This is a genomic window from Candidatus Flexifilum breve (genome assembly GCF_016713355.1).
In genome coordinates this window covers 208,562-235,380 of the sequence record NZ_JADJPI010000037.1, presented here as the reverse complement: position 1 = coordinate 235,380, position 26,819 = coordinate 208,562, and the positions used below count along the sequence as shown (strand labels likewise).

Below are 26,819 nucleotides of genomic sequence, written 5' to 3'. Positions count from 1 at the left end.
AGCGAAAAGCAGACGTGCCGGGGCATGGCGGACCCTGCCCCGGCGTGAGAATGAGGGGTGCGGAGGTTTCTAGACCGGCTTGGCTTCTTCGGTGAACTGTTCCTGCTCGGTCGAACCTTCCAGCGCCACCGTCGATGAATGCCCCTGCATGATCGCCTGCTGCACCGCGTCGAAGTAGCCCGTGCCGACGAACGTCTGATGCTTCACGGCTTTGTAGCCATCGGTATGCGCAAGTTCGAATTCGCGATCCTGCAGCCGCGCATAGGCTGTCATGCCTTCGCCGCGGTATCCCAGCGCCAGTTCGAACATGCCGAGGTTCAGCGAGTGGAAGCCCGCCAGCGTGATGAACTGAAACTTGTAGCCCATCGCCCCGAGTTCGCGCTGGAACTTGGCAATCGTCCCCGCGTCGAGGTTGCGCGTCCAGTTGAAGGAGGGCGAGCAGTTGTACATGAGCATCTTGCCGGGGAATTGGCGATGAATCGCCTCGGCGAACTGCCGCGCCTCGTCGAGATCTGGATGCGACGTTTCCATCCACAGCATGTCGGAATAGGGCGCGTAAGACAAGCCGCGGGCAATCGCGCTTTCCAGCCCATGACGCACGCCGTAGAAGCCTTCAAACGTGCGTTCACTGGTGAGGAACGGCTTATCACGATCATCAATGTCGCTGGTGATGAGTGTCGCGGAGTCTGCATCGGTGCGGGCGATGATCAGCGTCGGCACGTCGAGCACATCGGCGGCGAGGCGCGCCGCCACCAGCTTGTTGATCGCTTCCTGCGTCGGCACGAGCACTTTGCCGCCCAGATGCCCGCATTTCTTGGCGGAGGACAGTTGATCTTCGAAGTGCACGCCCGCCACCCCGGCATCGATCATATCTTTCATCAGTTCGTAGGCATTGAGGTTGCCGCCAAAGCCCGCTTCCGCGTCCGCGACCATCGGCAGGAAGTAATCAACACTCTCCTTGCCTTCCAGATGCTGCACCTGATCGGCCCGCGTCAGTGACTTGTTGATGCGCCGCGCCAAGTCCGGGACGCTGTTGACCGGGTACAGGCTTTGATCCGGGTACATTTGCCCGGAGGTGTTGGCATCGGCGGCCGTTTGCCAGCCGCTCACATAGATCGCCTTCAACCCGGCCTGCGCCATTTGCACCGCCTGATTGCCCGTCACCGCGCCGAGCGAGTTGACGTAGGGCTCGGTCGTGAGCAAGTCCCACAGGCGTTCCGCGCCCAGCTTCGCCAGCGTGTATTCGATGTGAATGCTGCCGCGCAGCTTGAGCACATCCTGCGCCGTATACGGACGTTTGATGCCGTTCCAGCGTTCGTTACGCTGCCAGTACTGGTTCAACAGGGTCGGGTTATTCATCACAGCTACTCCAGATTCTCGTACGCGGGTAAGGTCAGAAATTCAGTAAAGGTCGGTTTCCGGATCATCTCGCTGAACAGCAGCCCCGCGGTGCGGAAATGCCCCCCATCAAAGCGCTTCGATCCCACTTCAGCGCGGATCGACTCCATCTCTTCCTCAAACAGGCGATCAAACAAGGCGGGCGTCACCTGCCGACCATCCTCCAGCGTCACACCGTGATGCAGCCACTGCCACACCTGACTGCGGCTGATCTCCGCGGTCGCGGCGTCTTCCATCAGGTTGTAGAGCGGCACGCAGCCATTGCCCCCCAACCATGCTTCCAGATACTGAATGCCCACCCGCAGATTCCACTTGAGGCCGCGTTCGGTGATGATGCCTTCGCTGGGGCGCAGCAGTTCGGCGGCGGTGGGATGCACATCCTCGCGCTGCCGGTTGATCTGGTTGGGCTGCGGCATATGCTCGTTGAACACGGCAAAGGCGGTCGCCACGAGGCCGGGATGTGCCACCCACGTCCCATCGTGACCATCCTGCACTTCGCGCAGCTTGTCGGCGCGCACCTTTCCCAGCGCGGTCTCGTTGGCTTCCGGGTCATGCTTGATCGGGATCTGCGCCGCCATGCCGCCCATCGCGTGGATGCCGCGCTTGTGACACACCTTGATCACGAACTGGCTGTACGCCCGCATGAAGGGCACGGTCATCGTAACCTGCGCGCGATCCGGCAGGATGCAGTCCGGTCGATGGCTGAACTTCTTGATGTAGCTGAAGATGTAATCCCAACGCCCGCAGTTCAGCCCGGCGGAATGATCGCGCAGTTCATACAGAATCTCGTCCGCTTCGAAGGTGGCGAGGATCGTCTCGATCAGCACGGTCGCGCGGATTGAACCCCGCGGAATGCCGAGTTCGTCCTGCGCCAGATTGAACACATCGTTCCACAGCCGCGCTTCGAGGTGGCTTTCCAGCTTCGGCAGATAGAAATACGGGCCGCTGCTGCGATCCAGCAGTTCGCGGGCGTTGTGGAAGAAGTACAGCCCGAAGTCGAACAGGCTGCCGCTGATCGGCGCACCATCGACGAGGAAATGCTTCTCGACCAGATGCCAACCGCGCGGGCGCACCATCAGCACCGCCGTCTGCTCGTTGAGGCGATACTGCTTGCCGGCCTCGTTGGTGAAGGTGATCGTGCGGCGTATGGCGTCACGCAGGTTGATCTGCCCGTCGAGCAGGTTGTCCCACGTTGGCGCATTCGAGTCTTCGAAGTCCGCCATGAACACCTTCGCCCCGCTGTTGAGCGCATTGATGATCATCTTGCGGTCGGTCGGCCCGGTGATCTCCACGCGGCGATCCTGCAAGTCTGCCGGGATAGGAGCGACGCGCCAGTCAGCGTCACGAATGGCCTGCGTCTCCGGCAGGAAGTCCGGCAGTTGTCCCGCGCGAATGGCGGCCTGGCGATCGGCGCGGCGCTGCAAGAGCTCGCGGCGGCGTGCTTCGAAGGCGCGTGCCAGCTTGGCGAGAAAGTTCTGCGCTTCTGGCGTGAGGATCTCCGCATACGCTGACGTAACAGGTCTCGTAATCTCAATCGTTTCGTGAACAGACAAAGTCATAACGACTCCTCAAAATACAGCGCTTGTCAGGCTCAATGGGAGATATCGACGGGCTGCGAACTAATCAAATGCTGATTAGATTGGCTACTTATGTTTTCATTCTATGGAAATTTGCGCGGTGTGTGATGCACAGAATCGTGAAACTTTTCGCGATCTATTCGTACACAGTGTCGGAGATTGCTTGTGAAACCGGTAACATATCTTGCCAGATTCGGTATATTTTCACTGGAAGCGTTTACAATCGATCACATCAAGGGGAAGAGGCGCTGACCTGTTTAGACACAATGTCTGAGTCGACCTCGGTACTGACCGCGCTTCGGCACACCTCTAGACCGCTGCCGCCTTCAATCAACTGCTTGAGGCGAGAAGTGAAGCGGGCGGCGGGTGCGCCATCCGTGATGGCATGGTCAAAGCTGACCGTTACACACAGCAGGTCGCGAATCTCAATGCGTCCGTCGACGACGGCGGGTTTCTTCGCCATGCCGCCTAACGTGAGCATCACGGCGACCGGAACCACGGGAATCCCCACCCCGCGCCCTGACCAAACATACCAACCGAGGTGATCGCCGTGGTGCCACCCATCGCTTTGAAGCGGTGTGGATTCCGCAGCATCAAACGCATGAGCGGACGGCGTAAAAAGGCGGGGATCGCCGCGTACAGTTCCAGCAGGCGCAGCGGGCGTCCGTGTTCGATGGGATTACGCTGCGACTCGCGGATTTCGCGGCACATCTCCAGCACACCGCGGCGATTGGTCTGCCGCAGCACGTGCTGCGCGACGATTTTGCCGCCGCCGGCTTCACGCTCGATCATGATATTCACGTCGACATCGTCATGCACGATCAGCTTGCGCCCTAGGCGAAACGCTTGAATGCGCTTATCCTCGTCGATCGCTTTCCCTAAACAGTGGGCGATGAAGGCCACCACGGAAATGTCGTCACCCGTGCGTTGCTCATATTCGTGGATGGACTTCAACGGGTCCGTCATATCGACTTCGATGAGACCATGGATGACTTGGCGGTCACTCGTGACACGCAGCACATCGTCTGAACCGATACGATGACGAGGAAAAGTCAGCTCTTGAAACCCGGAATTTGGCATAAAAACACCCCCACAGCCCGTTTATAATGATCGTGCGGCAGGGGTGAGGGTGTGAATAGTGACGTTTGTCGCTTTAGCGTGGTGCGGGTGTCACCGCCCTTTCCAGACCGGAGCACGCTTCTGCGCGAAGGCCATAAAGCCTTCGATGCCATCCTCCGAGTTGAAAATCGCCCGTTGGTGCTCATGTTCACGGTCGAGGGCTTCGGCGTAGGTGCTGTCGAGTGATTGCAGCATGGCCTGCTTGCCACGCCACAGCGCCCCCGGTGACTTCTGGCTGATGATCGCCGCGTAACTAACCACATCCTCCATGAACGTCCCAACGGGATAGAGGCGGTTCGCCATGCCGATCCGGTAGGCTTCCTCGGCGTCGACATCCATGCCCGTATACATCAATTCGAGCGCCCGCCCCAACCCGATAATACGCGGCAGCAGGTACGTCCCGCCGCCATCCGGTATCAACCCGACCCGGATGAACAGTTCGGCGAACTTACCGCGTTCGCTGACGAGCCGAATATCGCAGGCCAGCGCCATATCACAGCCGATGCCCGCTGCGAAACCATCGACTGCCGCGATCACGGGCATGGGCAGCGAGCGAATCGCCTTGAGCGTCGGTCCGTAGACTTCGTTCAACACGCGGTGCATTTCCTCAGCGGAAAAGCCGTTCGCGACCGCCTTTTTGATGTCCGCACCGGAACAGAAGGCTCCGCCCGCCCCGGTCAGCACGACGACGCGCGAACCGTCCGACTCACACGCTTTGAGCGCGCCGTGCAGCGCAGTCATCAGCTCAGCATCGACGGCGTTGCGCACTTCCGGTCGATTGAGGGTGAGCACGGTGACAGTGTCATAGCGGTTCACTAACAAAATATCGCTCATCAAAAGCATCCTTTCACACAAGTCTTTAGGTTGAAAGCCGCGCACGGAGCTGCTGCGCCAGTTCGTCGAGGCGCGCGTCACTGATCTGCAAATACTGCCCGTCTTTAAAATCCATAGCGGCAAATTGCTGCTGATCGAAGGGCGTGCCCGGTGGGCAGGGGCACACATGCATATGCACATGCGGGTTGCGTTCCGGGCTCCCCAACGAGGCGACATACACGCGCATTGCCCCAGTCACCTCGGCGACCGCGCGCGCCACCGCCCGCACGACGCTTTGCAGATGCATCCACTCCATGTCGTCGAGATCGCTCTCCCACCGTTCGGCATGGCGCTTGGGGCACACCAGCGTGTAACCTTCCTGCGTCGGGAACTGGTTCAGGAAGGCGATGACATGCTCATCTTCATAGACGATGCGCGGGTCTGCGACGAGCGGGTTACCCGCCACCAGACGACACACGAAACAATCCGACCGAGCGATCTCATCATACTCTTCCGGCGTCATCTGGCGCATAGCGTCCTCACCAACTCATCGGATTCTGCTGGCCGCTGGTCGTCTTGGAGCTGGCCGCGGTCGTTCCAGTTTTGCGCGCCGTACTCGTGGAGCGGGTCGGGCTGGTCGAGCGACTCGCGCCTGTGCTGGATCGGGCAGTCGCCGCGCGCGGCACAGTGGGCTTCGTGCTGACGGCTTTCGCCGCGCCCGCGGCGCGCCCTTCGGACGATTTCTTGGGTGGCTTCTCTTTGGCCTTGAGCGTCCGCTGAAGTTCGCCCACCAGCAGATCGCAGTTGGCGTGATCGCCTGTCATCGGGATATAGAGATACGCGCCGAGCGGGATCACGGCCAGCGCGGGGACAGCATTCCCGCTGGTCAGCAGCAGCACCGCCAGCAGCCCCAGCGCCACAAACACGACAATCTGCCCTTGCTTATCCACGCCGCTCGGCACATCACCGCGCACGGTGGTGACGCCGTTCTCGCGCTCGATCTTCCCGCGCAGCACCGTACGGCGGTGAAAGCGACCGATCACCGGCGTCGACACGCTCAAGGCGAACGAGCCGTTCTTCTCCACCCAACCACCGAGGGATGCGCGCGCCGCGCTCTCTTTGGCTTGCATGCGCGCATTGATAGCAGTCAGAGCCTGAGCGGGCGTTTTTTCCGTGTAAAGCAAAATTCTCAAGATTGGTTCTCCGTGCGTGGTACTCAGCGGACGTAAATCGAACGTCCGTTATTTGCAGGTGAACCGACTGGGGACGCGCTTCTGCCGTCATGGACGCGCAGAAGCGCGTCCCCCTTCGCTCGCCCCCCCCCCCCCCCCCCGCAACCCCCCCCCCCCCCCCACAAACCAGCCACCCCCCCCGCGCGAAGGGGGTTTCAAATCATTGCGCCGACAGTGATCAAATCCAGTCTCTATTTTAGCACATTTGTTTCAATATTGACGGTAAACTGACCGCATTACAGCATCGGAATTGTCAGACCGCCGTCCACCACGAAGACCTGTCCGGTCGTGTAATTGGAGGCGGGCGACGCCAGATACAGCGCGATCCCAGCGATATCTTCCGGCTCGCCGATGCGCTTCATGGGTGTGCGGGCGACAATCGGTTCAAGGATCATCGGGTTATCCCACAGCGCGCGGGCAAACTTGGTGCGCGTCAGGCCGGGCGCAATGGCGTTGACGTGAATGTTGTCGGGCGCGAGCTCCATGGCCAGCGTTTGCGTCAGGTTGATGACAGCGGCTTTGGTCAGGCTGTAGATCCCCTGCATAGTGCCGGGACGGAGTCCATTCACCGACGCGACGTTGATGATCTTGCCGCCGCCCCGCGCCTGCATGTGGGGCACGACGGCCTGTGTCAGCCACACGTTGCCCATGATGTTCACTTCGAGGGTCTTTTGCCACAAGCTGTCTTCGGCTTCGAGGACAGGACCAAAGTGTGGATTGGTCGCCGCGTTGTTGACGAGGATATCCACGCCGCCATACTGCGCGACCGCCGCCGCGACCAACGCTTGCAGGGCGGCTTTGTCGCCGTTGTGCGCCGCCACGCCGAGCGCTTCACCGCCCTGCGCTTTGATCTGCGCGGCAGCTTCTTCCACCTGATCCTGTTTGCGGCTGCTCAGCACAACTTTGACGCCCGCCGCGGCATACACCTGCGCGATGGCCAAGCCAATGCCGCGTGACGCGCCCGTGATAATGGCGACTTTGCCCTGCACATCAAACGGTGATTTCATCGTCATCCTCGCCTGTTTCAGCGGTCAGATTGTATCGTATTATCGGGCAGTGCGCCTGTTCCGGCAACCGCCTGAATCAAGAGCGGAGCTGCCGTCAGCCGCATCTCAAGGTGAAATTCATTGTGCAAGGATTGTTTTGTGAAATTTTGACGAAGTTACCCCAATTTTTTCATACGTTAAGTCTGTATTTCGGAACATTTTGCTATAGTTAATATTGACACTCCACTGCCGTAGACATCGCAAAACTCTGTGTGTGTAGGTAGATAGGTAAGGTCAACCTCGTGATTATTAATCAAGCGTATGAACTCGAAACGGTGAATTTGAGCGGGCTGCCCCTCGCCGGGCTCAATATCGAAGCGCATTTCGGGGATTACAGCATCGACTTCGCGACACCGAACCCGACTGGTCAGGGCGACTGTCACATTTCGCTCGGCAGTGGTGATTTTCGGGGCAGCAGTCTGCTCAACAGCCGCTTCGACCGCATGAACGTGCGCACAGTCAGCGGGCGCATTCGCCTCGCCTTCGATGGACTGTCGCTGGAACACGACATGAGCGTGCGGCTCGCAAGCGAATCGGGCGGCATCTGGCTGGAAATTCCGAATGACATCCCCGCGCAGATCACCTTTGTGACCGACAACGGCCGGGTGATCAAGATGGACGAGGGCTACGAGCAAGTCGATTCGACAATTTATACGACCCGCGGCTATCATTTGAGTGAGTCGCCGCGTCTGACCATCGAAATCGACACGGTGATGGGAGACTTACGCCTGACCAACTGCTGATCTGTCGGGCGCACAACCATTCACAGGATCACCATGCTCTATGACATCACACGGACGGTCTCCGCGAGCAGCGCCGTCTGGCCGGGGGATGCGCCGTATCAAACGCAGCTCGGCTGGAGCCTCGCTGCCGGGCAAGCTGTCAACCTCGTCACGATCACCACGACGCCGCACGTTGGCACGCACGCCGATGCCTACTACCATTACGAAATCGCTGGGGCGCATCCCGCCACCATGCCGCTCGACGCGTATCTTGGGCGAGTGCGCGTGGTCACGGTGAGCAAGCGCGACGGCGCGCTCACCCCGACGGATATCCCCGTCGCGCTGGACGGCGCGGAACGCGTGCTCATTCACAGTCATGTCAGCGATTTACCCGATTCAACGTTCGCGCCCGAATTTCCGTACCTGAGCGTCGAACTGATCGCCTGGCTGGCGTCACTGGGCATCCGGCTGATCGGGCTGGATTCGCCCTCCGTCGACGCCTTCGACAGCCAAGAACTCCCGTGCCATCACGCCTTGGCGCGTCATGGCCTCGTCAACTTAGAAAATGTCTATCTGCGCGACGTGCCGGATGGCGATTACGAGCTGATCGCCCTGCCGCTCAAACTGGACGCGGCGTGCGCGTCCCCGGTGCGCGCTGTGCTTCGCTCCTTGAACGAGAGGTAGGTCAACCCGCATGAGTCCCGTGGCGCTGGTCTTTTACGTCTTATTCGGCGTGATTCTGTTCATCATGTATCTCGGCATTCGCCGCCGCTGGCTGCCCCCGACCCCGTTGGCGATTCTCGGCGTGGTCGGCAGCATCATCACCATGACGCTGATGGCGCTGGCGCAAGGCAACAACATCGTGCAAGCGCTCTTCGTCGGTCTGCTGGTCGGCGGGCTGTTCAGCGCGGGGACGCTGGCGATGGCGTGGTATTTCCACTCGAATACCAAACGCTAAAACCAAGAAAAAGCCTAACGCAAAGACGCAAGGTCGCGAAGACGCAAAGGTGATTTCTGGTCTTAGCGTCTTTGAGCCTTTGCGTCTTTGCGTTGAATCTTGGCTTTCACTCCACCTGTAAAATCACCAATTCGTAGCGACCAGAACCGTCGAAGCGTGACGCTTCGACGACATACGTCCCCGTTGCGGGCAGACGGACCCGGCTGATTTGCGCGTTGACGCCCATCGCGGCGTCCGTGGTGTCGTCGTTGTAGGCGAGGCGCGCGCCGTCCGGGCCGAGCAGTTCGAGCGCGGGGTCGAGATCGCCGCTTTGCGTGATCATCGTCAGCGTGATCACCTCCCCTTCGGTGCCTGCAAACGCCCACCGTTCGACCGGAGCCGCATCGATCAGCGCACCTGCCACGCGGATCACATTGTCTGCGCCAACCGCCGCCCATTGATCGCTGCGCACGCTGAGCAGATACACGCCGCCGCCCTGCACCCACTCCACCGCGACCGTGTACACGCCATCGGCGGGCAGCACGAGATCGGCGATCTGCGCATCGTATGCCCCGAACAAATCCAACCCGAGCTGATCGTCGTTGTAGGCGATCTCCGCGCCCGTCGGACCAGACACGCGCAGCGCCATATCCAGATTGAGCTGGAGCGGATCCGTCAGCGACGGGTCAATCGCGTTGATGCTGATCGTCTCGCCCGCGTGCCCCTGATACGTCCACGCCTGCCGGGGCGCGGCTTCGCTGAGCATGCCATAGCCCACGCCCGCGCCGCTCAAGTGCAGGGGCGCGCCGCCGCGATCCGTGGGCAGGACTTTGCTATAGCCCGTCAATCCGCCGTTCACATCGATCACGAACAGGCGTAAGCCATCTTCGGACAGCGCCGCGCTCCGCCCGCCCACGGCGAGCAGCGTTTCGCGCGTGCCCCACAGCGTCTCATAGACGATGGTCCCCCCGGCGATGACGATGCCGCCGCGCCCATCACCCGTCACATCGAGCGGATCGGCGTGCAGCGGCGCAGAGTCCGGCAGCCAGAAGCCGCTGAGCGTGCCGTCATTCTCCACGGTCGAGAGATAACCGGCCAGTGACTGATCGAGCAGCGATGCCAACCGTTCGACGAGCAGCGGGCGCCCGTCGGCGTCGACCAGCACGAAGGGCGGCGCGGTCGCGTTGAAATTGAGCGGGATCGGATCATCCGCGCCGAGGATATGGAGCGCGTAGTTGATATTGTCTTTATAACGGTCAATCGCGTAGACCGTGCCGTCCGGGGCAACGGCCACGCCGAGCGGCGCATTCCCCGCATACGCACCCACGGGGTCAAGCCACGCACCGTTATGCAGGCGCAGCACGCAGCGGCACACAATGTCTGCGACGTACACGGTGCCGTTCGCATCGGCGGTGATATCCGTAGGCTGGGTTGGGTTCGCAAACGGGTACGCGCCGATGACTGTTCCATCCGCCGCACTGATGGCGAGGACACCCGGCTCATCGCCACCGTACAGCGCGTAGACCACGCCGTTCGCGCTGTAGGTCACCTGCGTCAGCGCGTGGTCACTGTGCGTCCACAGAGGCTGCAAATGCGGGCAAAATCGGCTGCGTGAGCGATAACCCCGCAAACACCTGATCGAGCGGCAGGGTGCCCCCCGTCCAGCGCGCGACGGCCACGATGATGCGGTCATCGGGCAGGTAACCCGCACGCCCTTCCCCCAAATACGCCCGGTTCGCCGTGACTGCTTCCGCGCGCCACGCCGCGCGTCCGTACAGCGTCGCCGCTTCGAAGCCGAAGTGCACGAGATCGAGCGCGGGCAGGTCCGCTGTGAGCGCCTCGGCGGGATCGCCGCTTTCCAGCACGCGCAGTTGAATCGTCAGATTAGCGTTATCGCTGATGGTGACCGCGGGGCCATCGCCCGCGAGGGGTGCGGCTTGCCACGTGCGCGGCAGCGTAAGCGTGATGCCCGCCGTCTCCCACACAAACACGATCCATTCCTCAGCCAGCAGCGGCGCGGCAGTGAGGACGAGCAGAGCGAGGGTGGCGGCGAGGGCAGCGCGCATCAGGTCACCTTTTGGGAATTGAACCGACGACTTTGAAACCGAGGCGCTCAACCTCATCCCGGCGGCGCAGAATCGGATCAAAGGCATACGCGAGCACCGCGAGGCCGAGGCCGACGATCACGCCGATGCCGATGCGCAGCAGCGCGTCAAAGCGATTCATGAGCGGCGGCGGCGCTGCGCTAACCGGAGCGCGATGCAGAATGGTCACAGCGGCGGGTGCGCCGCCCAACTGCCCAAAATACGCCTGACTGCGCGTTTCCAGCACGGTGATCACCGCGTCGGTGATGAGCGTGAGCTGATCGGCATTCGGCCAGCTCAAATACAGCCGCCCGACCACCCCTTCGTTATCGGCGGAAACCGCCAGCGCCGCCGCATCGAACGCATAGCCGTTCTCGGCGGAAACCTGCGCAACTTCAGTCGCAAACGCGCTGCCGCGCACCCAGTCTGTGAAGGCATCAACGGTCAGTTCAGAGGCGCGCCAGATATCCTGATAGTCGCCATCCGTCCGCGGAATCGCGTCCATTGACTGCGCCGCCGTATAGCTCAGCAGCGTGCTGAAGCCGCCGGATTCCCCACGCCGCAGCAAATCTGGCAGCGCCAACGCCGCCGTGATCACGATGGGGATGAGGATCAACCACCACCAACGGCGAACGATTGCCCAAACAATTGCGAGTTCCAACGCTTGCTCTCCCAAGTAGGGACGCACGTCAGCGCGTCCGCTTTATCTGATGAATCGACGCCCCGTTGAGCGTCTCTAGGCCTGCTGCTGAGTCTGAACAGCCTGTTCGATGTACGCCAGCAGCTCCCGCTTGAACACCGCGGTGTCAAACTGTTCGGCATGCCGACGAATCACCCCTGTATCATACCGCGAAGCGTCGAAATCGCGCAGCACGTTGACAAGGCTTTCCACCGTGAGATCGGCGAACACTTCCCCCGTACGCCCCGGAATAACCGTGTCGAGCGCGCCACCGCCGCCATACGCGATCACCGGGCGACCCGCCGCTTGCGCTTGCACCGGCGTGATGCCGAAATCTTCCAATCCGGGGAAGAGGAACGCTGTGCAGCGCGCCATCAGCCCCGGCAGTTGCTCGTCCGGCACATAGCCGAGGAATTCGACGGTTGGCCCGGCCAGCGCCTTGAGCTTCTCCAGATCACGCCCGCGTCCCGCGACCTTGAGCGGCAGTCCAAGCTGCGTCGCCGCCTGCACCGCCAGGTCGATGCGCTTGTACGGGATGAGGCGCGACACCACGAGGTAGTAATCTTCGACCTGTTCCGACGAGACGGGCTGAAAGCGTGTCGTGTCGACGGGCGGGAAGATGATGACCGAGTCGCGCCCGTAGTACGTTTTGATGCGCGCCTGAATCTCCGTCGAGATGGCGATGAAATGCGTCACGCGCCGCGCCGCGTCGAGATCCCAGCTCCGCAGCGCCGCGATGAGCGGGCGCAGCCCGGCCTGCGTCAGCTTGCCGAAACCTTCACGCTGAATATAGGCATCAAGCTGCCATACGTAGCGCGTCGGCGCGAGGCAGTAGCAGATGTGAATCGTGCGTCCGCTCCACCGCAAGCCGTGACAAAAGCCGCTCTTGTTGGTGAGGATGACATCATACGCGGAGAGATCCAGCCCGCCCCACGCCAGCGGATACACGGGCAAGTAGGGCTGATGATGCGCGTGAATGCCCGGCAGTTTGTTGATCCACAGCGGGCGGATATCCCATTGGCGATAGGCAGCGGGCATTAGGTCAGGGGCATAAATACTGGTATAGACGGGGCTGTCGGGGAACATGTCGACGAGCGTTTCGAGGACGTCTTCCGCGCCGCCGCGCTGATTCAGCCAGTCATGGACGAGGGCAAGTTTCACGGGCAGACCGCCCGGCTGATGAGCATAGCATTTCCTTCCGCGCGGCAAACCAATGAGCGCCGCCGCGATCGGACGCTATTCTAGCACGGAAGGCGCGTTGAGAAACGCTTGCAGATCCGCGCTGAGCGGCGCAAGTTCAGTGCGCTGCTCGTCGTTGACGATGCGCTCCACCTCGGCGGGCACTAACTGCTGCTCAATGCGCTGGCGCAGCGCCGCCTCTTCGCCGGGGTCGCGATGCAGCGGTTTGGCGTAGCGCAGAATCGCGCCGAAGCAGCGCGCGGCCAGTTCAGGCTGACGCCGATACAGCGCCAGATCCGCTACCCCATACAGACCATGCAGCACGCCGATCAAGTTGTCGATCTGCAGCCCGATTTCCAGCCATTGGCGAGCGCTGGCAGTCGCCTCAGCCCACTTGCGGAGGGAAATCTGCACCTGCAGCAGCGCCCCGAGTTGGTTGGCCGTGCTCTGTGGGCGCTTGATCTGCTGGCAGAGGGCGATGCCGCGTAGAAAATAGCTTTCAGACGCTTCGAGTTCACCGAACTGAGCGCTGAGATAACCGAGATTACCGTGTAACTGGGAGAGCGCGAGCTGCGCGCCGGATGTTTCACCCAAGCGGATGCAAACATCCCCCCAGCGCCGCGCCTCCGCGTAATCGCCTTTGGTCGCATAGATCGCTGTGAGGGTATTGGTCGTGTTGACCATCGCAAACCGGTCGCTGTGCTTCTCGTTGAGTTCCAACGCCTGCAAAGCATAGTGCACCGCTTGATCGAAATTCTTATCCAAAAAGTACGCCGACGCGAAGATGTTGTAAGCGCGTCCGATCCAATACTCCAGACCGAGAGCCGAAGCGATGCTCAATGCCCGCTGGCCCAGCGCGATCATTTGCGCTGTCTCACCCAGGTCATAGAAGATGACCGCGTAGTTCATCAGCGTTTCGATGACGGTCACGTCCTGTCGGTCAGCATACAGGCGGAGCGCCTCTTCTATCTGGCTGCGCGCGACCTTGAGATCACCGCGACGCACGTTCAACATACCGAGCAAGACAAGCGCTCCGGCGCGCATGGCCGGATCTTGGCGCTCTTCCGCCACCTCAAGCACACTCTGCGCGACCGCCTCGGCTGGCTGATGTTCGAACAATTGGTAGAGCGCTTTGCCGTACAGCAGTTGGAGCGCGATGCGCTCCGGCAACAACGCAGCATCCGCTGTCGCTGTCAGCATTTCATCCAGCAGCCTGCGCAGCAATTTGTATTCCCCGCGCCGAAACAAGTTCTCGCATTCGCGCTGGGCATAGCGCAGCGCCGTCGCGACTTCCCCAGCGGCCCGCCACCACGTATATAAGCGTCCAAAGTAGTTCGGGTCATCGGGGTAGATGGCCTCGACAGCCAGCGCCGCCCGCCGATAATCTTCCGGACGGGCGAGATGCAGCAGCCCCTCGCGCATTTTGTCATGACTGAAGCGCAGCAACCCGGCGCGCGTGGTGATCAGCGCGACATTAATGCCGCGCACCATCCACGCATCAAGATCTGCCTCCGAATCCAGTTGGCGTACATAAGCCAAGTCAATTTCGCGGCCATAGAGTGCGGCCAAAATCATGAGCACCTGCTCAGATTCCGGGAGCAAACGTAAACGCCGCACGCTGATATCGAGCATGCCTTGGGAGAGCACAGTCTCAGGCAAGGTCTCGCGTCCAATTTCGCGCAGGCTCCCCGACGTCTGCGCCAGCGTCCGCAGCGTTTCCACGAGGAAGAACGCATTGCCTTCGGTGTGATGCATGAGGAAATCAACAACCTGGGGATCGCGCCCACTCTCACCCAGAATGGCGGGGCTGAGCAAGCGGATTTCGTCGTACGTGAACGGCAGCAGCGTCAGCACCTGCGCCGCTGGGAACAGATCCGGCATCAGGAGCGCTTCATCCGGGCGATACGACGCGATGATGATCATGGGCAGATCTTTCACCTGCTCGACGAGCTGCACCAGCGGGTACAAGCTTTCCGTCAGCCAGTGAATATCTTCCACGAGCAGCATCGTCGGCGTGTGCAGCCGTATAAAGACATCGGTGATCGTCAGGCTCATGCGCTGCTGATACTGTTCGCCATCCAGACGGGCAGCCACATCGACGCGCTGACCTTGCAGCGCATCAATATCCGGCACAATGTCCTTGAGGATGCTCAGCTCGCTCTCGTTCATCGGCACTTTGAGGGCGAGCGCGCGCAGCGGTTCATACCACAATTGGAACGGCTGGCTGTCGTTCTCCAGCGCCTGCCCGACGATGACGTTCATGCCGTGCACGAGCCCGCGAATGCGCAGTTCGTCGAGCAAGCGGGACTTTCCCACGCCCGACTCCCCGCCGATCAGGTATGCGCCGCCGCGCCCGTAGGTCGCCGCCCGCAGCGCCTCTTCGAGCAGTCTTTGCTCGGTCTCCCGCCCCACAAACGGCGCGGCCTGCAAAAAGCTTTCGCGGATGACCGCGTCTTCGCTCGTCAGCGGCATGTCTGACGCTCTGAGCAGATCGACGATCACGCTGGCGGCGTCGCTGTAGCGGGTGTTGCGGTCACGCGTGAGCAGCCGCGCGATGACGGCCGTCACATCCGGATTGGTCACCGCGGCGACGGGGTGCATATCGGGCGTTTCATGCTGAATACTGTGCATCAGCTTGGTGATATTGCGCGTCTGATACGGGAAGTGCCCCGTGTACAGCTCGTACGCGATCAGCCCGACCGCGTATAGGTCACTTTGCGCGCTGCATGTGCTGCCACTGAAGATTTCGGGCGCGATATATGCCAGCGTGCCCGAGAGATCGCTCACAAGATTAGCTTCGGAGACCAGCCCGAAATCGAGCAAGCGCAGCTTACCCCCGCTGTACAACAGGTTATCCGGCTTGATGTCGCGGTGCACGACCCCATGCCGGTGCAGGTAGGCTAAGCCTTGCAGTAGTTCGATCAACAGGCAGGTTTTCGCGTGCATGTTCAGCCCCAACATCTGGCTGAACTGCAGGATATTCTGCGGCAGGTCCAGAATTTCCATCGTGAAGTACGGCTGATCGTGATCAGTGAAGCCGTAATCCATCACGCTGATGATATTGGGGTGGCGCAGCGCCGCCAGCGTCCGGAACTCATTCGCGAGCGAGATGCGGCTGGCTTTCGGCGTTTGATCGGGCGTGGCACTGCCCGCGCGCACGATCTTCAACGCCACACGCGTCGCGGTGAGGCGATCAAAGGCTTCATAGACGATGCCCATGCCCCCCTGCCCCAAGACGCCGTGCAGTTCATACCGGCGGGCAATCGTCTCAAATGCATTCAGTGCAGAAACCGATACCATAGCATCCCGCAGTACGTTAAATCACCTTAATCATTCTATACGAGATTCCGAACGCCAGAATAAATGAGTAAAAAGCCATATCAAAACAGGCGTAATTGGCGCAATGGGGCGAAGGTCATGCGGTGCAGCGGCGTCGGGCCATGCTCGCGGAGCGCCGCGTGATGGGTCGCCACGCCATAGCCTTTGTGCCCGGCAAAACCGTAACCGGGATACTGCGCGTCGTACTCGACCATCCAGCCATCCCGCGCGACTTTCGCGAGAATGCTGGCGGCGGCGATGCTCAGCGACAGGCTGTCGCCTTTAATGAGCGCGGTGTGCGGGAGCTGGCGGTTCGTCCAGCGAATGGAGTCGATCAGCAGGTAGTCCGGGGTGGCCTGCGCCTGCACGAGGGCGAGCGCGCGTTCCATCGCCAGGCAGGTCGCCGGGACAATGCCGAGCGCATCGATCTCGTGGGCTTCAGCGCGACCGACGCCCCACGTCCGCGCGGTCGTCTGGATGCGCTCAACCAGATTGCCCCGTGCCCGCGCGCTGAGCTGTTTGCTATCGTAGACGCCAGCGAGGAGCTGCGCGACATCGTCACGGTCGAGGGGGAGGCAGACCGCGCCCGCCGCCACCGGCCCCGCCCACGCGCCGCGGCCTGCCTCGTCAATCCCGACGATGACTCGATAACCCTGCGCCACCAGGGCGCGTTCGTGCTGCAGGCCAGCCGTGCGGGGCGCGTGCGGCGCGGTCATTTGCCGACGGGAAGATACACACCCGCCCGCCAGTTGCGCTGAATATCCCAGATTTCACGCAGCAGTTTGAGCGAGTCCTGAACGAGGCGCATGCGGCTGTCCGCATCAAAGTACCACGTGATCGGCACTTCGCGGATCGTATAGCCGCGCTTCTTGGCGAGGAACAGAATTTCGATGTCGAAGCCGATGCCCGTCATCTGCTGCACGCTGAACAGGTCTTCGGCGGAGCGGCGGTTGAACATCTTGAAGCCGCACTGGGTATCTTCGAAGCCACGCACAGCAGTCAGCTTGATGATCCAGTTATTGACGCGCCCCATAAAATGGCGGTATTCCGGCTCATTGATGCGCTGCGCGCCTGCGCCTTCCCGCGTGCCGATACTTACATCGTAGCCATCAGCGTACGGGGGCAGAAACTTGACGATTTCTTCGATAGGCATCGAGAGATCCACATCGCAGATGAAGCGGTATTCGCCCTGCGCCGCCAGCATGCCCGCTTTGACTGCCAGCCCTTTGCCGCGCGTTTGTACCACCATCAATTTGACGTAGGGATGTTCCACAGCAAACGCCTGCGTCACTTCAGCGGTGCGGTCGTGGCTCCCATTCTCGACCACGATCACTTCGGCGCTGAACGATTGGCTCGCCAGAAACGCATCAATTTTCGCGAGGCTGGGGGGAAGCCGATGTTCCTCGTTGTGCGCGGGCATAATGATCGAAAGCAGGGGGCGCTGTTCAGGGGTCAAAACTGATTCTCCGTAAGCGCGTTCCACGCGCATGTATTTACCTCACCTTGATCGCTGGGAATCAACCCACGCCGTCCGAAGTCAGCAGCGCGTCGATCTCCGCAGCCGAGACGCGGCACAGCGCCTGCACCGAGCGCCGCTTCCTGAGCATCCGCGGCAGCCCGATGATTCCGGCGATCATCCCGCGCAGTTTCGCGCGCGCCGCCTGGCCACGCCACGCACGGATTGCCGCCCATGCCTGCCGCGCCTGCGCCCGTAGAATCTGCCCGCCATATTTGCGCCACAGCGCGCCGGGCAAATTCTTGACGAGGATGAAGATCAAATTGCGCCCGTCATAGTAACTGGCGGTCACTCCGCCGCCAGTTGCCGACAGATGATGGTACACGATTGCGGCGGGTGTGTAAAGACAGCGCCAACCGCTCAGATTGACGCGCCAACCGAGGTCGACATCCTCGCCGGAAAAGAAGAAATCGTCGTCCAGCAGCCCGATCTGGTCGAGCATAACGCGGCGGTACGCGGACGAACCGCCGCACGCGCTGAAGACGTATTCCTCGCGGTCAAACTGGCCTTCGTCCTTCTGCCACACGCCGCGATTCCCGGCACGCCCATCCGTGGTGAAGAAGTCGCCCGTCGTATGGATGTGATCGCGCTTTTCGAACAGCAGCATTTTGCTGGCCACGCTGCCGACTTCGGGATGCCGCGCGAACGCATCGACCACCGCCGCCGCCCACCCGGGATCCACTTCGGTGTCGTTGTTGAGCAGCGCCACGATCCCCCCGGTGGCGGCGCGCATCCCCGTGTTACACGCGCCGGTAAAACCGGTGTTCGTCGGCAGTTCGATCAGCTTGACCCACGGGTACTCCCGCTGGATCAAGTCCTGCGAGCCATCGCTCGACGCATTGTCGACGATGAGCACTTCGAGCGCGGGGTGCGTTTGCTGGCGGAGCGCCTCCAGGCACACGGGCAAAAAGCGCGCTCCGTTCCAATTCGGGATGACGATTGAGAGCGTGACCGGCATTAGACAATCGTGTCCAGTACGCTGCCGAGAATACTGATGATCTCGTCGACTTCCGCCGCGCTGATGACGAGCGGCGGCGCGAAAGCGAGCGTGCTGCCAACGTTACGCGTGCGCAGCCCGCGATCCTGACACATGCGCATGACTTTAGCCGCCAGCGCCGGGTCGGCCGTCTTGGAGTCTTTGTCGCTCACCAGTTCCACACCGCAGATCAAACCGAGGCCGCGCACATCGCCGACAAAGCGGAACTCTTTGAACGCTTCCAGACCTGCTTGTAAACGCGCGCCCATCTGCGCGGCATGTTCGACCAGCTTCTCGTTTTCGATCAGTTCGAGGTTGCGCAGCGCAACCGCACACGCCGTCGCGTGACCGGAATAGGTATAGCCGTGCATCCAGCTATCGGTATCCGGCGCGCTCTGAATCGCATCGTAAATCGCATCGCTGATCTGGTTGCCGCCGAGCGGTTGGTAGCCGCTGGTGATCGCCTTGGCGAACGACAGAATATCGGGCTGCACGCCGTAGCGGTTCAAGCCGAACAGTTCGCCTGTGCGCCCAAAGCCTGTGATCACCTCGTCGGCGATCAGCAGCACATTGTACTGATCGCAGATTTCGCGGATGCGGGGGAAGTAGTCGTCGGGCGGGACGATCACGCCGCCGACGCCCTGCACCGGCTCGGCGATGAACGCCGCGACCGTCTCCGGCCCTTCACGCAGAATCGCTTCTTCGAGGAGGCGCGCCGCCGCCGTGCCGATCGTTTCACCGGGTTTGACTTCACCGTCAAAGCGGTAAGGATACGGCGCGCCGATATGCACGAAACCGGGGACTGCCGGGCCAAACATCTTGTGATAGCGTTCGATGCCTGTCGCGAAGGTCGCCGCCAGCGTGATGCCGTGGTAGGCGAACTTGCGCGCGATGATCTTCACTTTTTCCGGCTTGCCCAACCGCTTGAAGTAGTAGCGGGCGATTTTAAAAGCGCTGTCATTCGCTTCTGACCCGCCGGAGGTGAAAAAGGTCGTTTTGAGGTTGGGATACGCATAACCGGAGAGCTTTTTCGCCAACTGGGTCGCGGGGATGTTGGTCATGCCCGCGAAATTCGAGGTGAAGGCCATGCGCTTCATCTGGTCGTAGGCCGCCTGCGCCAGTTCTTCGCGCCCATAGCCGACATCGACGTTCCACAGCCCCGCCATCCCGTCGAGGATTTTGCGGCCGTCGGCGGTGTAGAGATACACGCCTTCGCCGCGCTCGATCACCAGTGGATCGGCGTGGGTTTTCGGGTGCTGGAGCGGGTGGAGCTGCAGCTTGTCCTGTTCCTGTAAAGTGGCATTATCCAGTTGAGAAGTGGTCATCATAAGCGCCTTTTTTTGGTTTGGTCATGCTGGCTACCGAGTCTATATCGAGAACATGCTGTTGTACAGGACATGGAACAGAGAGGGCGCGACCAGATTACGCGACCGCTCGAAAATGTAGCCGAACGCCAGCCCTAACCCCATCTGAAAGACGATGGTGCTGGCCAAAGCCGTGAGCACACCGCCCGGTTCGCCAAAATTGCTGTAGCCGAGGCCGACATGCCACACACCGAAGATCACGGCTTGCAGCACCAGCGCCCACCCCGGCGACAGCAGGCGGCGCAGTCGGGTTTGCAGCGCGCCCCGGAACAAGAATTCCTCGAAGAAGCCGTTGTTAAGCGCGTTCGACAGGATCACCTGCCCCACCCAATTGAGCAGCGCCCCGTTGACGATCAAATAGGCGATAGCCAGCACGGGCACGATGCACCAGATGAACGTCACGCGCAGGACGCGGTGACCGCGCCCTAACCCGAGATCCGGCAGCTTGGCGCCGAGCAGCAGGAGCAAAATCAGCGGAATGACGAAGTACAACACGGGGTTGGTCAGGTAATTGTCGTTGCCGAACGTCCGCCCACTGAAGCGTTCAAGCGCGTCGACCAACGGCGTCCAACCCGGAATCACGGTGTTGAACGGGATGAGATCGTGAAACTGCATCCCACGGAGCCCCGTCAACCCGATGAGGAGGAAAATCACGGCGAGCTGCAAATAGATTTTGCGCCGCTCCCCGGCGTCCACTTCGACAAGGTGCGGGTTGGGTTGGGTGTTCAGCGCGGTGATCAGCATGAACACGGTGATCCCCGTGAGGCTGGCGAGTCCACCCCACGGGGTATGCCCATAGGCGAGCAGCACGACCGCGCCGATCACCCACAGGGCGATGAACGCCAGAGTCGCGCGGGAACGAAAAGTTTCAGACAGAGTGGATTGGGCTTGCTGCCGAACCGATGGTGTGGCTAAAGCGTGGGCGGTCATGGTGCTCCCTTGAATGGCACCGCGCACAGATTAAACCGCTGACGAGGATGAAAGGGTACGGTGAGAGCAGGGACAACGTTATCCCTGCTCGGTCGTGCGCGGTTAGCGGAATAAACCTTCTTTGGTCAGAAATGCGTCCACCGCGGCCTGCCACGGTCGCAGCGTCACACCGACTATTTTACCTGCCAAATTCGCCAGAGGGGTAAATTCCGGCGGCGTCGACGGGCGCGCCCACGCATGGCTGGTGATGCGTCCGATCGGCATCTCGGCGTAACCCGCATGATCCAGCACGTAACGCGCGAAGTCGTAGCGCGAACAGTAGCCATCGTTGACCATGTGATACACCCCCCAACGCCGCGTCGCCATCAGGTTGACCAGCGCGACCGCCAGATCGTCGTTGTACGTCGGACACGCGATCTCGTTAACGACCACCTTCAGCGGTTTGCCCGCCGCCGCTGCGCCCAACATTGTCTGAATGAAGTTTTTACCGCCGTGCGCGAACAACCACGAGGTGCGCGCGATCATGTGGCGTGGGTTAACCCCGACGACCGCCTGTTCGCCGACCCATTTGCTGTAGCCGTACGGGTTGATGGGCTGCGTCCGGTCGTATTCGCGGTACGGCTGTTTCGCCTTGCCATCGAACACCTCGTTGCTGCTCACGTACAGAATCGGGACGCCGAGATCCGCCGTCGCCGCCGCAACATTGCCTGCCCCCAGTCCGTTGATCGTGATCGCATTGTCCGGCTCACGCGCGCAGCCATCCACGTCTGTCCACGCCGCCGGGTGAATCACAAAGTCGGGCTGTGCCGCGGCGATCCACGCGCGGGTGGCCGCGTAATCGGCAATGTCAAATTCGGCAACATCGGCGGGGATCGGCGTATGCCCGCGCGCGCTCAACACCTCGACCACCCGTGAACCTAACCGCCCCGCCGCGCCCGTCACCAGTACCCGCATGGCCATCCCTTTGCAAAGTGAGTTCTAGCACCAGGACTGAGGTTTGAGGACTGAGGAAAAATCGTTTCAGGGTTGTAAGAGCAGACATCACTCTCGTGCAAATTCTCAGTCCTTTCACCTCAGTCCTAAATCATGACTATCCGTTCGTCGCTGCGCGTGTGCGCCCAGACTGGGCTGAAATAGCGATTGTGCAGGTCGATCACCTCGTTGACATCGGTCACGGGTTCGATCACCTCGCGCCCCTGCGCCGCCTTGCGCCATGCGAAATCGGTCAGGTTCGCCGAACCTTTGAACGCCAGCAGCCCATCGATCACCACAATTTTCTGATGCGGAAAGTGCGGGCTGTCATTTGGGAAGACCTGCAGTTTCAAGCGCGGCGCTTCGTCGTGATACTCCGTGATCTCGCGCAGCACCATATCATGCTTGATGCCGGAGACGATGCCGCGCACGTCGACGCGCTGCGCCGTCAGTTTGAGCGCGCCGAGGATCAGCACGCTGATGCCGTAGGTCGTGAAATGCACGAACTTCTCAGCATTTTGCAGCGCCTCAAATAACGCGCGGATCGGCGGGTATGGCGTGTACTGCCCATACGGCGACATGACCGATTCGCGGGTCTTGCGGGCAATGCGGGCCAGCGCCTGACTGTGCTCGATCAGGTCTTTGTAGTGCAGATCCAGCCCTTTGGCGCGTAAATACTCATCCGGCATCGGGTAACGGTCGGTGGCGATGTACTGCACGCCGCATACCGGGCACACCACCCGCCCCACGTCGACCAGCAGCGCGTAACACCGTTCGCACAAATAGCCCGGCGGCGTAAACCGCAGCAGCGAATCAATATCAAAGCCCGTTTGCACTACCGTTCGCTCCAGTGCTCAAACACCGCTTCGAGATCCTGCCGCCATTCGGCTTCAAGGTCATCGGTTGAGCGCTCATCCATCCGCTCGAAGTAGCCGCCGCCGGGGATGCCCGTCTGCTTGGTAACGACCAGCGCACACAATTGCCCATCGCCGTCTTCCCACGCCTCACGGCAGACGTCGCGCAGCAGGCGGTGAAAGATATGCGAATGGTAGTGCAGCGTGACCGTCTGCAAGCGCAGGCACAATTCCGAGTAGGTAATCGTCTCGCGTGCCCGCGCCACCTCGATGAGCAGCGCGCGCATTTCGGCTTTGACCGCCCGGTAATCGGCGTCAATCAATTTGCGCGGCATGCGGTGCTCCTCCAACCTTTTTCCAACGAAGCGCGGCAGATACTAAACCATTTGTTCTGATATCGCAACCCAATCCTTTAGCGGTTACCGCAGCACGACCGTGAGATTCTGGTCGTCGATGATAACCTCGGAAAGCGAGTAGTACCCGCCGCCCGCCTGCACGCTGAGCTGGCGCAGCAGCTCATTGCCGCGCGTCTCAAATTCGGTGATCGTCGTGCCGAAGCTTTCTGGCGGCACGGCGTACAGGCTGCCGTTGAGGTCAACCCCGGCGAAAGCGAACTGACGGCGCGTCGAGTCCAGCGTGAGCACGATGCCCGCCGTCTGCGTGATGCCGCCGTACTCGGGGAAAGTCACGTCGACGTACACGACTGCCCCACCGGGGCGCAGATCGATGCGCGGGTTGCGGATGCGCGGGTCGGGCGATTGGTCGCTGCACAGGGCGCTTTGCGCGCGGCACAGTTCCATCAAGCCCGCTTCGCTGAACGTGGCGACGGCGGCTTGCCCACCGCTCGGCAGTTCGCCTAATGTGAAGTCGTAGAGGTTGCTGTTGGGGTCCAGCTCGCGCACGCCGTACTCGCCCAGATTCAGGCTGATGTCGGCGGGCTGCGTGGGATTGAGCAGTTCGATGGTCGGCACGGGCGTGACTTCGTCAAAGACCTGCGCCGTTTCCCCTTCGGAGCGCAGCCCGGCGATCTGCGCGACAATGCCGGAGAGGTTCGGGCGGAAAAGCAAAACGGCGGCCAGAATCACGAGGGCGGATGCGCCGAGCAGCAGAAAGCAGCCACAGCCCACCGCCACCAGCGAAGTCTGCCGCCGCCGGACGGGTCGAACATAACCGGATGGATTGTTCCGCAAAAAGTGCCTCCAGTGTCACAGTTTACTGTTCAGCGTGCAGCGCGACCGAACTGATCGCCTGTACTGTTCCCAGTTTACTGCGCACTGTCAAGCCCGTTTAGTCGGTGCAGTTCTCGCACTGCGTCACAAAGTAGACGATGCCTTCCGCGCCCACCACGCCCGAATGCGGACGGTTGCCGGGGATATTCAGCCGATCACCGGCCGCTACATTGAAGACATCTTTGCCAATGGTGATTTTGGCGCTGCCACTGGCAAAACCGAGGACGAGATCCTGCGAATTCCGGTGGTTTTCGTAGGTGGCGTGCGGCAGTTCGACCACTTTATGCGCGTTGTGACCGTGGCGGCTGACATGTTCGCAGATCTGATCTTCGGTGAGTCCGACGTAGACTTTGGGCTCGTGAATGGCCATCGTAATGAACTCCTTAACTCGTGATATGGTCATTGTAGCCGGGATCGCCCGGCCTGACCCGTTACGCTCATCAACTTTTTGGTCGCTAAACGTCACACTTTGTAACGTCCCCACCAGCCGACCGTCACAATCCTGCCAGGGTTGAGCACAATCTCGCAATCTTAATCTTAATACTCTGTGAGAGGGTGCGTCGAGATCAAGCCGCATTAATGCGATTTGTCATACAATCGGGTTGGTTATACGGAACTGAAGGTGGCTGTATGAGTCAGGCTAGGCGCGTCATCGACCAAAGTGGGGCTGAAGGCGTTATCGAGATGCTGGATGGCAAGTTCGCCCGGCTGCGTTTGCACACGGGACGCACGGTCGCTATCCCGCGCGAAGCACTCAACTGGGATGCGGAGGCCAACACGTACCGGGTCCAGCTCGATCTCACCCGCCTCGGCTCCCGCGTCGAAGAGCAGACGGTCATCCCGTTAGCCGCGGAAGAACTCACCGTGGACAAGCAGACCGTGGAAAACACCGTGCGCGTCCAGAAGCGCGTCCGCGAAGAAACGGTCGTCGTGGATGAAGTTCTGCGCCGCGACAGCGTGGAAGTCGAGCGCATACCGATGGATCGCTACGTCGATCAACCGTTGGAACCGCGCTACGAAGGCGACACGATGATCATTCCCATTCTAGAGGAAGTGCTCGTCGTGGAAAAACGCCTGCTGCTACGCGAGGAGATCCGTATCACCCGGCGGCAATCAGTGGTGCGCGACCCGCAGGAGCATGTGCTGCGGCGCGAAGAAGCCACTGTCACGCGCGACCAGACCGATCAATCAGTCGAGTAAGAGAAGCAAGAGGAGTCGAAGATGGCACATACAGTAGTAGCGCTCTATGATGACTTTGATACCGCGCGGCGCGTGGTAGAAGAATTGGTGTCCGCGGGCTTTGACCGCGAAGACATCAGCCTGGTGGCCAATGATGCCAGTGGCAGCATGGGCTCGGCGCTCAAAACGGACAAAGACGATGTGACAGCAGGTGAAGGCGCCGGCTTTGGCGCCGTCGTCGGCACGCTGATCGGCTTGGGCGTAGCGCTCATTCCCGGCGTGGGGCCAGTTCTGGCGGCAGGTCCGCTCGCGGCAGCGCTCATGGCGGGCATCGGCGCGGCAGCCGGCGCGGCGACGGGTGGCATCGCGGCCAGCCTGATCGACCTCGGCATGTCGGAAGACGAAGCCGGCTACTATAACGAAGGTCTGCGCGGTGGCGGCACGCTCGTGACCGTCAGCCTCGACGACGACACGTATGTCGGGCGCGCGCAGGACATCATGAACCGCTACAACCCGATTGATGTGAGCGACCGCTTCGGTGGCAGTTCGCTGTCGAGCGACACCAGCGGCCTGACGACGGGCACGAGTGGCCTGAGCAGCGGTCAGAAGCAGTCGAGCATGGGCACGACCAACCGCAATGTCGATGCGGGTGATCAGGTCAGCCTGCCCGTGGTTGAAGAAGAACTGAACGTGGGCAAGCGCACAGTTGAAGAAGGCGTGGCGCGGGTGCGCTCCGTCGTGCGCGAAACCCCGGTCGAAGAACAAGTGCATCTGCGCGACGAACACGTGACGGTCGAACGCCACCCCGTGGATCGCCCGGCAGATCCGAATGATCTCAACGCCTTCCGCGAACAGACCATTGAGGTCACGGAACGGCGCGAAGAACCGGTCGTGCAGAAGCAGGCGCGCGTGGTCGAAGAAGTCGTGGTCGGCAAGGAAGTGGAAGAACACACCGAAATGGTGCGCGATACCGTGCGCCGTACCGATGTGGAAATCGAAAACGCGGAAACGACGGGACGCACGGGCATGTCCGGCATGACCTATCGCCCGTACACTGACTACGAGACCGATTTCCACACGCACTACGACACCAACTACGCGTCGAGCGGCTACACGTTCGACCAGTACACCCCGGCGTACCGCTACGGTTACACGCTGGCCACCACGGATCGCTACGGCGATTACGATTGGGATCGGCTGGAACCGGAAGCCCGCCGCTACTGGGAAGAACGCAACCCCAACACGTGGGAACGCTTCAAGGACAGCATCCGCGAAGCGTGGGATCGCGTGCGCGGTCGTTAGTGAGTTAAGCTCACCCCCTACCCCCTCTCCGGGTGGAGAGGGGAACATCAGGGCAATAAACAGGGCAGACCAAGTGGTCTGCCCTGTTCGTTTGGAAAAGCACAGCTGAATCTGTGCGCAAGTAGCGGACTGATCGGTTTTGGGGTTTGCGAGAGCGATCAAAAGGGAGTCTTAAAAGCGCACAGTTATCTTGATGCAAAAGGTTTTTGTAGGGACAAGGCATGCCTTGTCCACTGTATATTTCTCTAAAAATTAGGACGAGGCATGCCTCGTCCCTACACATAACAACCTTATTGGACGCCCTCTCAATCGTGTCCCTACACAAGCACCATTTTTCGTAGGGACGCAATGAATTGCATCCGCCGCTTCCAAACCAAGTGTTCGTTATCTTGC

General features: G+C 60.9%; 28 protein-coding genes. 5 read left to right on the top strand and 23 right to left on the bottom strand.

Annotated elements, in window-relative coordinates:
- Window positions 1-69: 69 nt before the first annotated feature.
- From aceA to IPK17_RS31940, 8 genes are all read right to left on the bottom strand, one after another.
- A complete protein-coding gene (gene aceA / locus IPK17_RS31975; protein WP_343421789.1) occupies window positions 70-1,359 on the bottom strand; it encodes an isocitrate lyase in 1,290 nt (429 codons plus the stop codon).
- A gap of 5 nt (window positions 1,360-1,364) precedes the next feature.
- Window positions 1,365-2,957 carry a malate synthase A gene (gene aceB / locus IPK17_RS31970; protein ID WP_343421788.1) on the bottom strand — a complete coding sequence of 531 codons (1,593 nt, stop codon included), beginning with the start codon at window positions 2,955-2,957 and terminating at the stop codon, window positions 1,365-1,367.
- A gap of 250 nt (window positions 2,958-3,207) precedes the next feature.
- Window positions 3,208-3,474: a 2-oxo acid dehydrogenase subunit E2 gene (locus tag IPK17_RS31965; RefSeq protein WP_343421787.1), complete on the bottom strand. Its 267-nt coding sequence runs from the start codon at window positions 3,472-3,474 to the stop codon at window positions 3,208-3,210.
- Complete coding sequence (locus IPK17_RS31960) at window positions 3,456-4,055, bottom strand: dehydrogenase (RefSeq protein WP_343421786.1); 600 nt, start codon at window positions 4,053-4,055, stop codon at window positions 3,456-3,458. The genes IPK17_RS31965 and IPK17_RS31960 overlap by 19 nt, the downstream gene beginning before the upstream one ends.
- 90 nt (window positions 4,056-4,145) lie before the next feature.
- Window positions 4,146-4,928 carry an enoyl-CoA hydratase/isomerase family protein gene (locus IPK17_RS31955; protein ID WP_343421785.1) on the bottom strand — a complete coding sequence of 261 codons (783 nt, stop codon included), beginning with the start codon at window positions 4,926-4,928 and terminating at the stop codon, window positions 4,146-4,148.
- A gap of 25 nt (window positions 4,929-4,953) precedes the next feature.
- Window positions 4,954-5,439, bottom strand: a complete 486-nt coding sequence (locus IPK17_RS31950; RefSeq protein ID WP_343421784.1) for an HIT family protein — start codon at window positions 5,437-5,439, stop codon at window positions 4,954-4,956.
- Window positions 5,440-5,446: 7 nt separating this feature from the next.
- A complete protein-coding gene (locus tag IPK17_RS31945; RefSeq protein WP_343421783.1) occupies window positions 5,447-6,100 on the bottom strand; it encodes a hypothetical protein in 654 nt (217 codons plus the stop codon).
- A gap of 275 nt (window positions 6,101-6,375) precedes the next feature.
- Window positions 6,376-7,146, bottom strand: a complete 771-nt coding sequence (locus tag IPK17_RS31940; RefSeq protein ID WP_343421782.1) for a glucose 1-dehydrogenase — start codon at window positions 7,144-7,146, stop codon at window positions 6,376-6,378.
- A 281-nt stretch (window positions 7,147-7,427) separates the two neighbouring features.
- Here IPK17_RS31940 and IPK17_RS31935 point away from each other — a divergent pair, with 281 nt between their 5' ends.
- The 3 genes from IPK17_RS31935 to IPK17_RS31925 are packed head-to-tail and all read left to right on the top strand — an operon-like array spanning window position 7,428 to window position 8,865.
- Window positions 7,428-7,928 carry a DUF4097 family beta strand repeat-containing protein gene (locus IPK17_RS31935; RefSeq protein WP_343421781.1) on the top strand — a complete coding sequence of 167 codons (501 nt, stop codon included), beginning with the start codon at window positions 7,428-7,430 and terminating at the stop codon, window positions 7,926-7,928.
- A gap of 33 nt (window positions 7,929-7,961) precedes the next feature.
- Entirely contained in the window at window positions 7,962-8,591 is a 630-nt protein-coding gene (locus IPK17_RS31930) for a cyclase family protein (protein ID WP_343421780.1), read from the top strand.
- A 10-nt stretch (window positions 8,592-8,601) separates the two neighbouring features.
- The gene (locus tag IPK17_RS31925; RefSeq protein ID WP_343421779.1) at window positions 8,602-8,865 is read left to right on the top strand and encodes a hypothetical protein; all 264 of its coding nucleotides are present in this window, start codon (window positions 8,602-8,604) and stop codon (window positions 8,863-8,865) included.
- A 106-nt stretch (window positions 8,866-8,971) separates the two neighbouring features.
- Here IPK17_RS31925 and IPK17_RS31920 read toward each other — a convergent pair whose 3' ends face one another.
- From IPK17_RS31920 to IPK17_RS31850, 15 genes are all read right to left on the bottom strand, one after another.
- Complete coding sequence (locus IPK17_RS31920) at window positions 8,972-10,435, bottom strand: NHL repeat-containing protein (protein ID WP_343421778.1); 1,464 nt, start codon at window positions 10,433-10,435, stop codon at window positions 8,972-8,974.
- Window positions 10,410-10,910 carry a hypothetical protein gene (locus IPK17_RS31915; RefSeq protein ID WP_343421777.1) on the bottom strand — a complete coding sequence of 167 codons (501 nt, stop codon included), beginning with the start codon at window positions 10,908-10,910 and terminating at the stop codon, window positions 10,410-10,412. The genes IPK17_RS31920 and IPK17_RS31915 overlap by 26 nt, the downstream gene beginning before the upstream one ends.
- Window positions 10,911-10,914: 4 nt before the next feature.
- On the bottom strand, window positions 10,915-11,589 hold the full coding sequence (locus IPK17_RS31910; protein ID WP_343421776.1) for a YveK family protein: 675 nt from the start codon (window positions 11,587-11,589) through the stop codon (window positions 10,915-10,917).
- A 75-nt stretch (window positions 11,590-11,664) separates the two neighbouring features.
- Window positions 11,665-12,768 carry a glycosyltransferase gene (locus tag IPK17_RS31905; RefSeq protein ID WP_343421775.1) on the bottom strand — a complete coding sequence of 368 codons (1,104 nt, stop codon included), beginning with the start codon at window positions 12,766-12,768 and terminating at the stop codon, window positions 11,665-11,667.
- Window positions 12,769-12,843: 75 nt separating this feature from the next.
- A complete protein-coding gene (locus tag IPK17_RS31900) occupies window positions 12,844-16,086 on the bottom strand; it encodes a serine/threonine-protein kinase (protein WP_343421774.1) in 3,243 nt (1,080 codons plus the stop codon).
- Between the two features lie 80 nt (window positions 16,087-16,166).
- A complete protein-coding gene (rnhB, locus tag IPK17_RS31895; protein WP_343421773.1) occupies window positions 16,167-16,820 on the bottom strand; it encodes a ribonuclease HII in 654 nt (217 codons plus the stop codon).
- On the bottom strand, window positions 16,817-17,560 hold the full coding sequence (locus tag IPK17_RS31890; protein ID WP_343421772.1) for a dolichyl-phosphate beta-glucosyltransferase: 744 nt from the start codon (window positions 17,558-17,560) through the stop codon (window positions 16,817-16,819). Before IPK17_RS31890 ends, rnhB begins: the two co-directional genes overlap by 4 nt.
- A gap of 61 nt (window positions 17,561-17,621) precedes the next feature.
- Window positions 17,622-18,578, bottom strand: coding sequence for a glycosyltransferase family 2 protein (locus IPK17_RS31885; RefSeq protein WP_343421771.1), 957 nt, complete (start codon window positions 18,576-18,578; stop codon window positions 17,622-17,624).
- The gene (locus IPK17_RS31880; protein ID WP_343421770.1) at window positions 18,578-19,924 is read right to left on the bottom strand and encodes an aminotransferase family protein; all 1,347 of its coding nucleotides are present in this window, start codon (window positions 19,922-19,924) and stop codon (window positions 18,578-18,580) included. Before IPK17_RS31880 ends, IPK17_RS31885 begins: the two co-directional genes overlap by 1 nt.
- Window positions 19,925-19,963: 39 nt before the next feature.
- Window positions 19,964-20,890 carry a CPBP family intramembrane glutamic endopeptidase gene (locus IPK17_RS31875; RefSeq protein ID WP_343421769.1) on the bottom strand — a complete coding sequence of 309 codons (927 nt, stop codon included), beginning with the start codon at window positions 20,888-20,890 and terminating at the stop codon, window positions 19,964-19,966.
- A 102-nt stretch (window positions 20,891-20,992) separates the two neighbouring features.
- Entirely contained in the window at window positions 20,993-21,844 is an 852-nt protein-coding gene (gene rfbD / locus IPK17_RS31870) for a dTDP-4-dehydrorhamnose reductase (protein ID WP_343421768.1), read from the bottom strand.
- 125 nt (window positions 21,845-21,969) lie between these two features.
- Window positions 21,970-22,698 (bottom strand): phospholipase D-like domain-containing protein, encoded by a 729-nt coding sequence (locus tag IPK17_RS31865; RefSeq protein WP_343421767.1) that lies wholly within the window; start codon window positions 22,696-22,698, stop codon window positions 21,970-21,972.
- Window positions 22,698-23,051 carry a hypothetical protein gene (locus tag IPK17_RS31860; protein ID WP_343421766.1) on the bottom strand — a complete coding sequence of 118 codons (354 nt, stop codon included), beginning with the start codon at window positions 23,049-23,051 and terminating at the stop codon, window positions 22,698-22,700. Before IPK17_RS31860 ends, IPK17_RS31865 begins: the two co-directional genes overlap by 1 nt.
- An 84-nt stretch (window positions 23,052-23,135) precedes the next feature.
- Window positions 23,136-23,906, bottom strand: coding sequence for a hypothetical protein (locus tag IPK17_RS31855; RefSeq protein WP_343421765.1), 771 nt, complete (start codon window positions 23,904-23,906; stop codon window positions 23,136-23,138).
- A 97-nt stretch (window positions 23,907-24,003) separates the two neighbouring features.
- Complete coding sequence (locus IPK17_RS31850; protein ID WP_343421764.1) at window positions 24,004-24,315, bottom strand: cupin domain-containing protein; 312 nt, start codon at window positions 24,313-24,315, stop codon at window positions 24,004-24,006.
- Window positions 24,316-24,575: 260 nt separating this feature from the next.
- On the opposite strand from IPK17_RS31850, the gene IPK17_RS31845 reads away from it, so the two are divergent.
- Together IPK17_RS31845 and IPK17_RS31840 are read left to right on the top strand one after the other, a co-directional pair.
- Window positions 24,576-25,145, top strand: coding sequence for a YsnF/AvaK domain-containing protein (locus IPK17_RS31845; protein ID WP_343421763.1), 570 nt, complete (start codon window positions 24,576-24,578; stop codon window positions 25,143-25,145).
- A 21-nt stretch (window positions 25,146-25,166) separates the two neighbouring features.
- Window positions 25,167-26,426: a DUF2382 domain-containing protein gene (locus tag IPK17_RS31840; protein WP_343421762.1), complete on the top strand. Its 1,260-nt coding sequence runs from the start codon at window positions 25,167-25,169 to the stop codon at window positions 26,424-26,426.
- The last annotated feature ends 393 nt before the right edge of the window (window positions 26,427-26,819 follow it).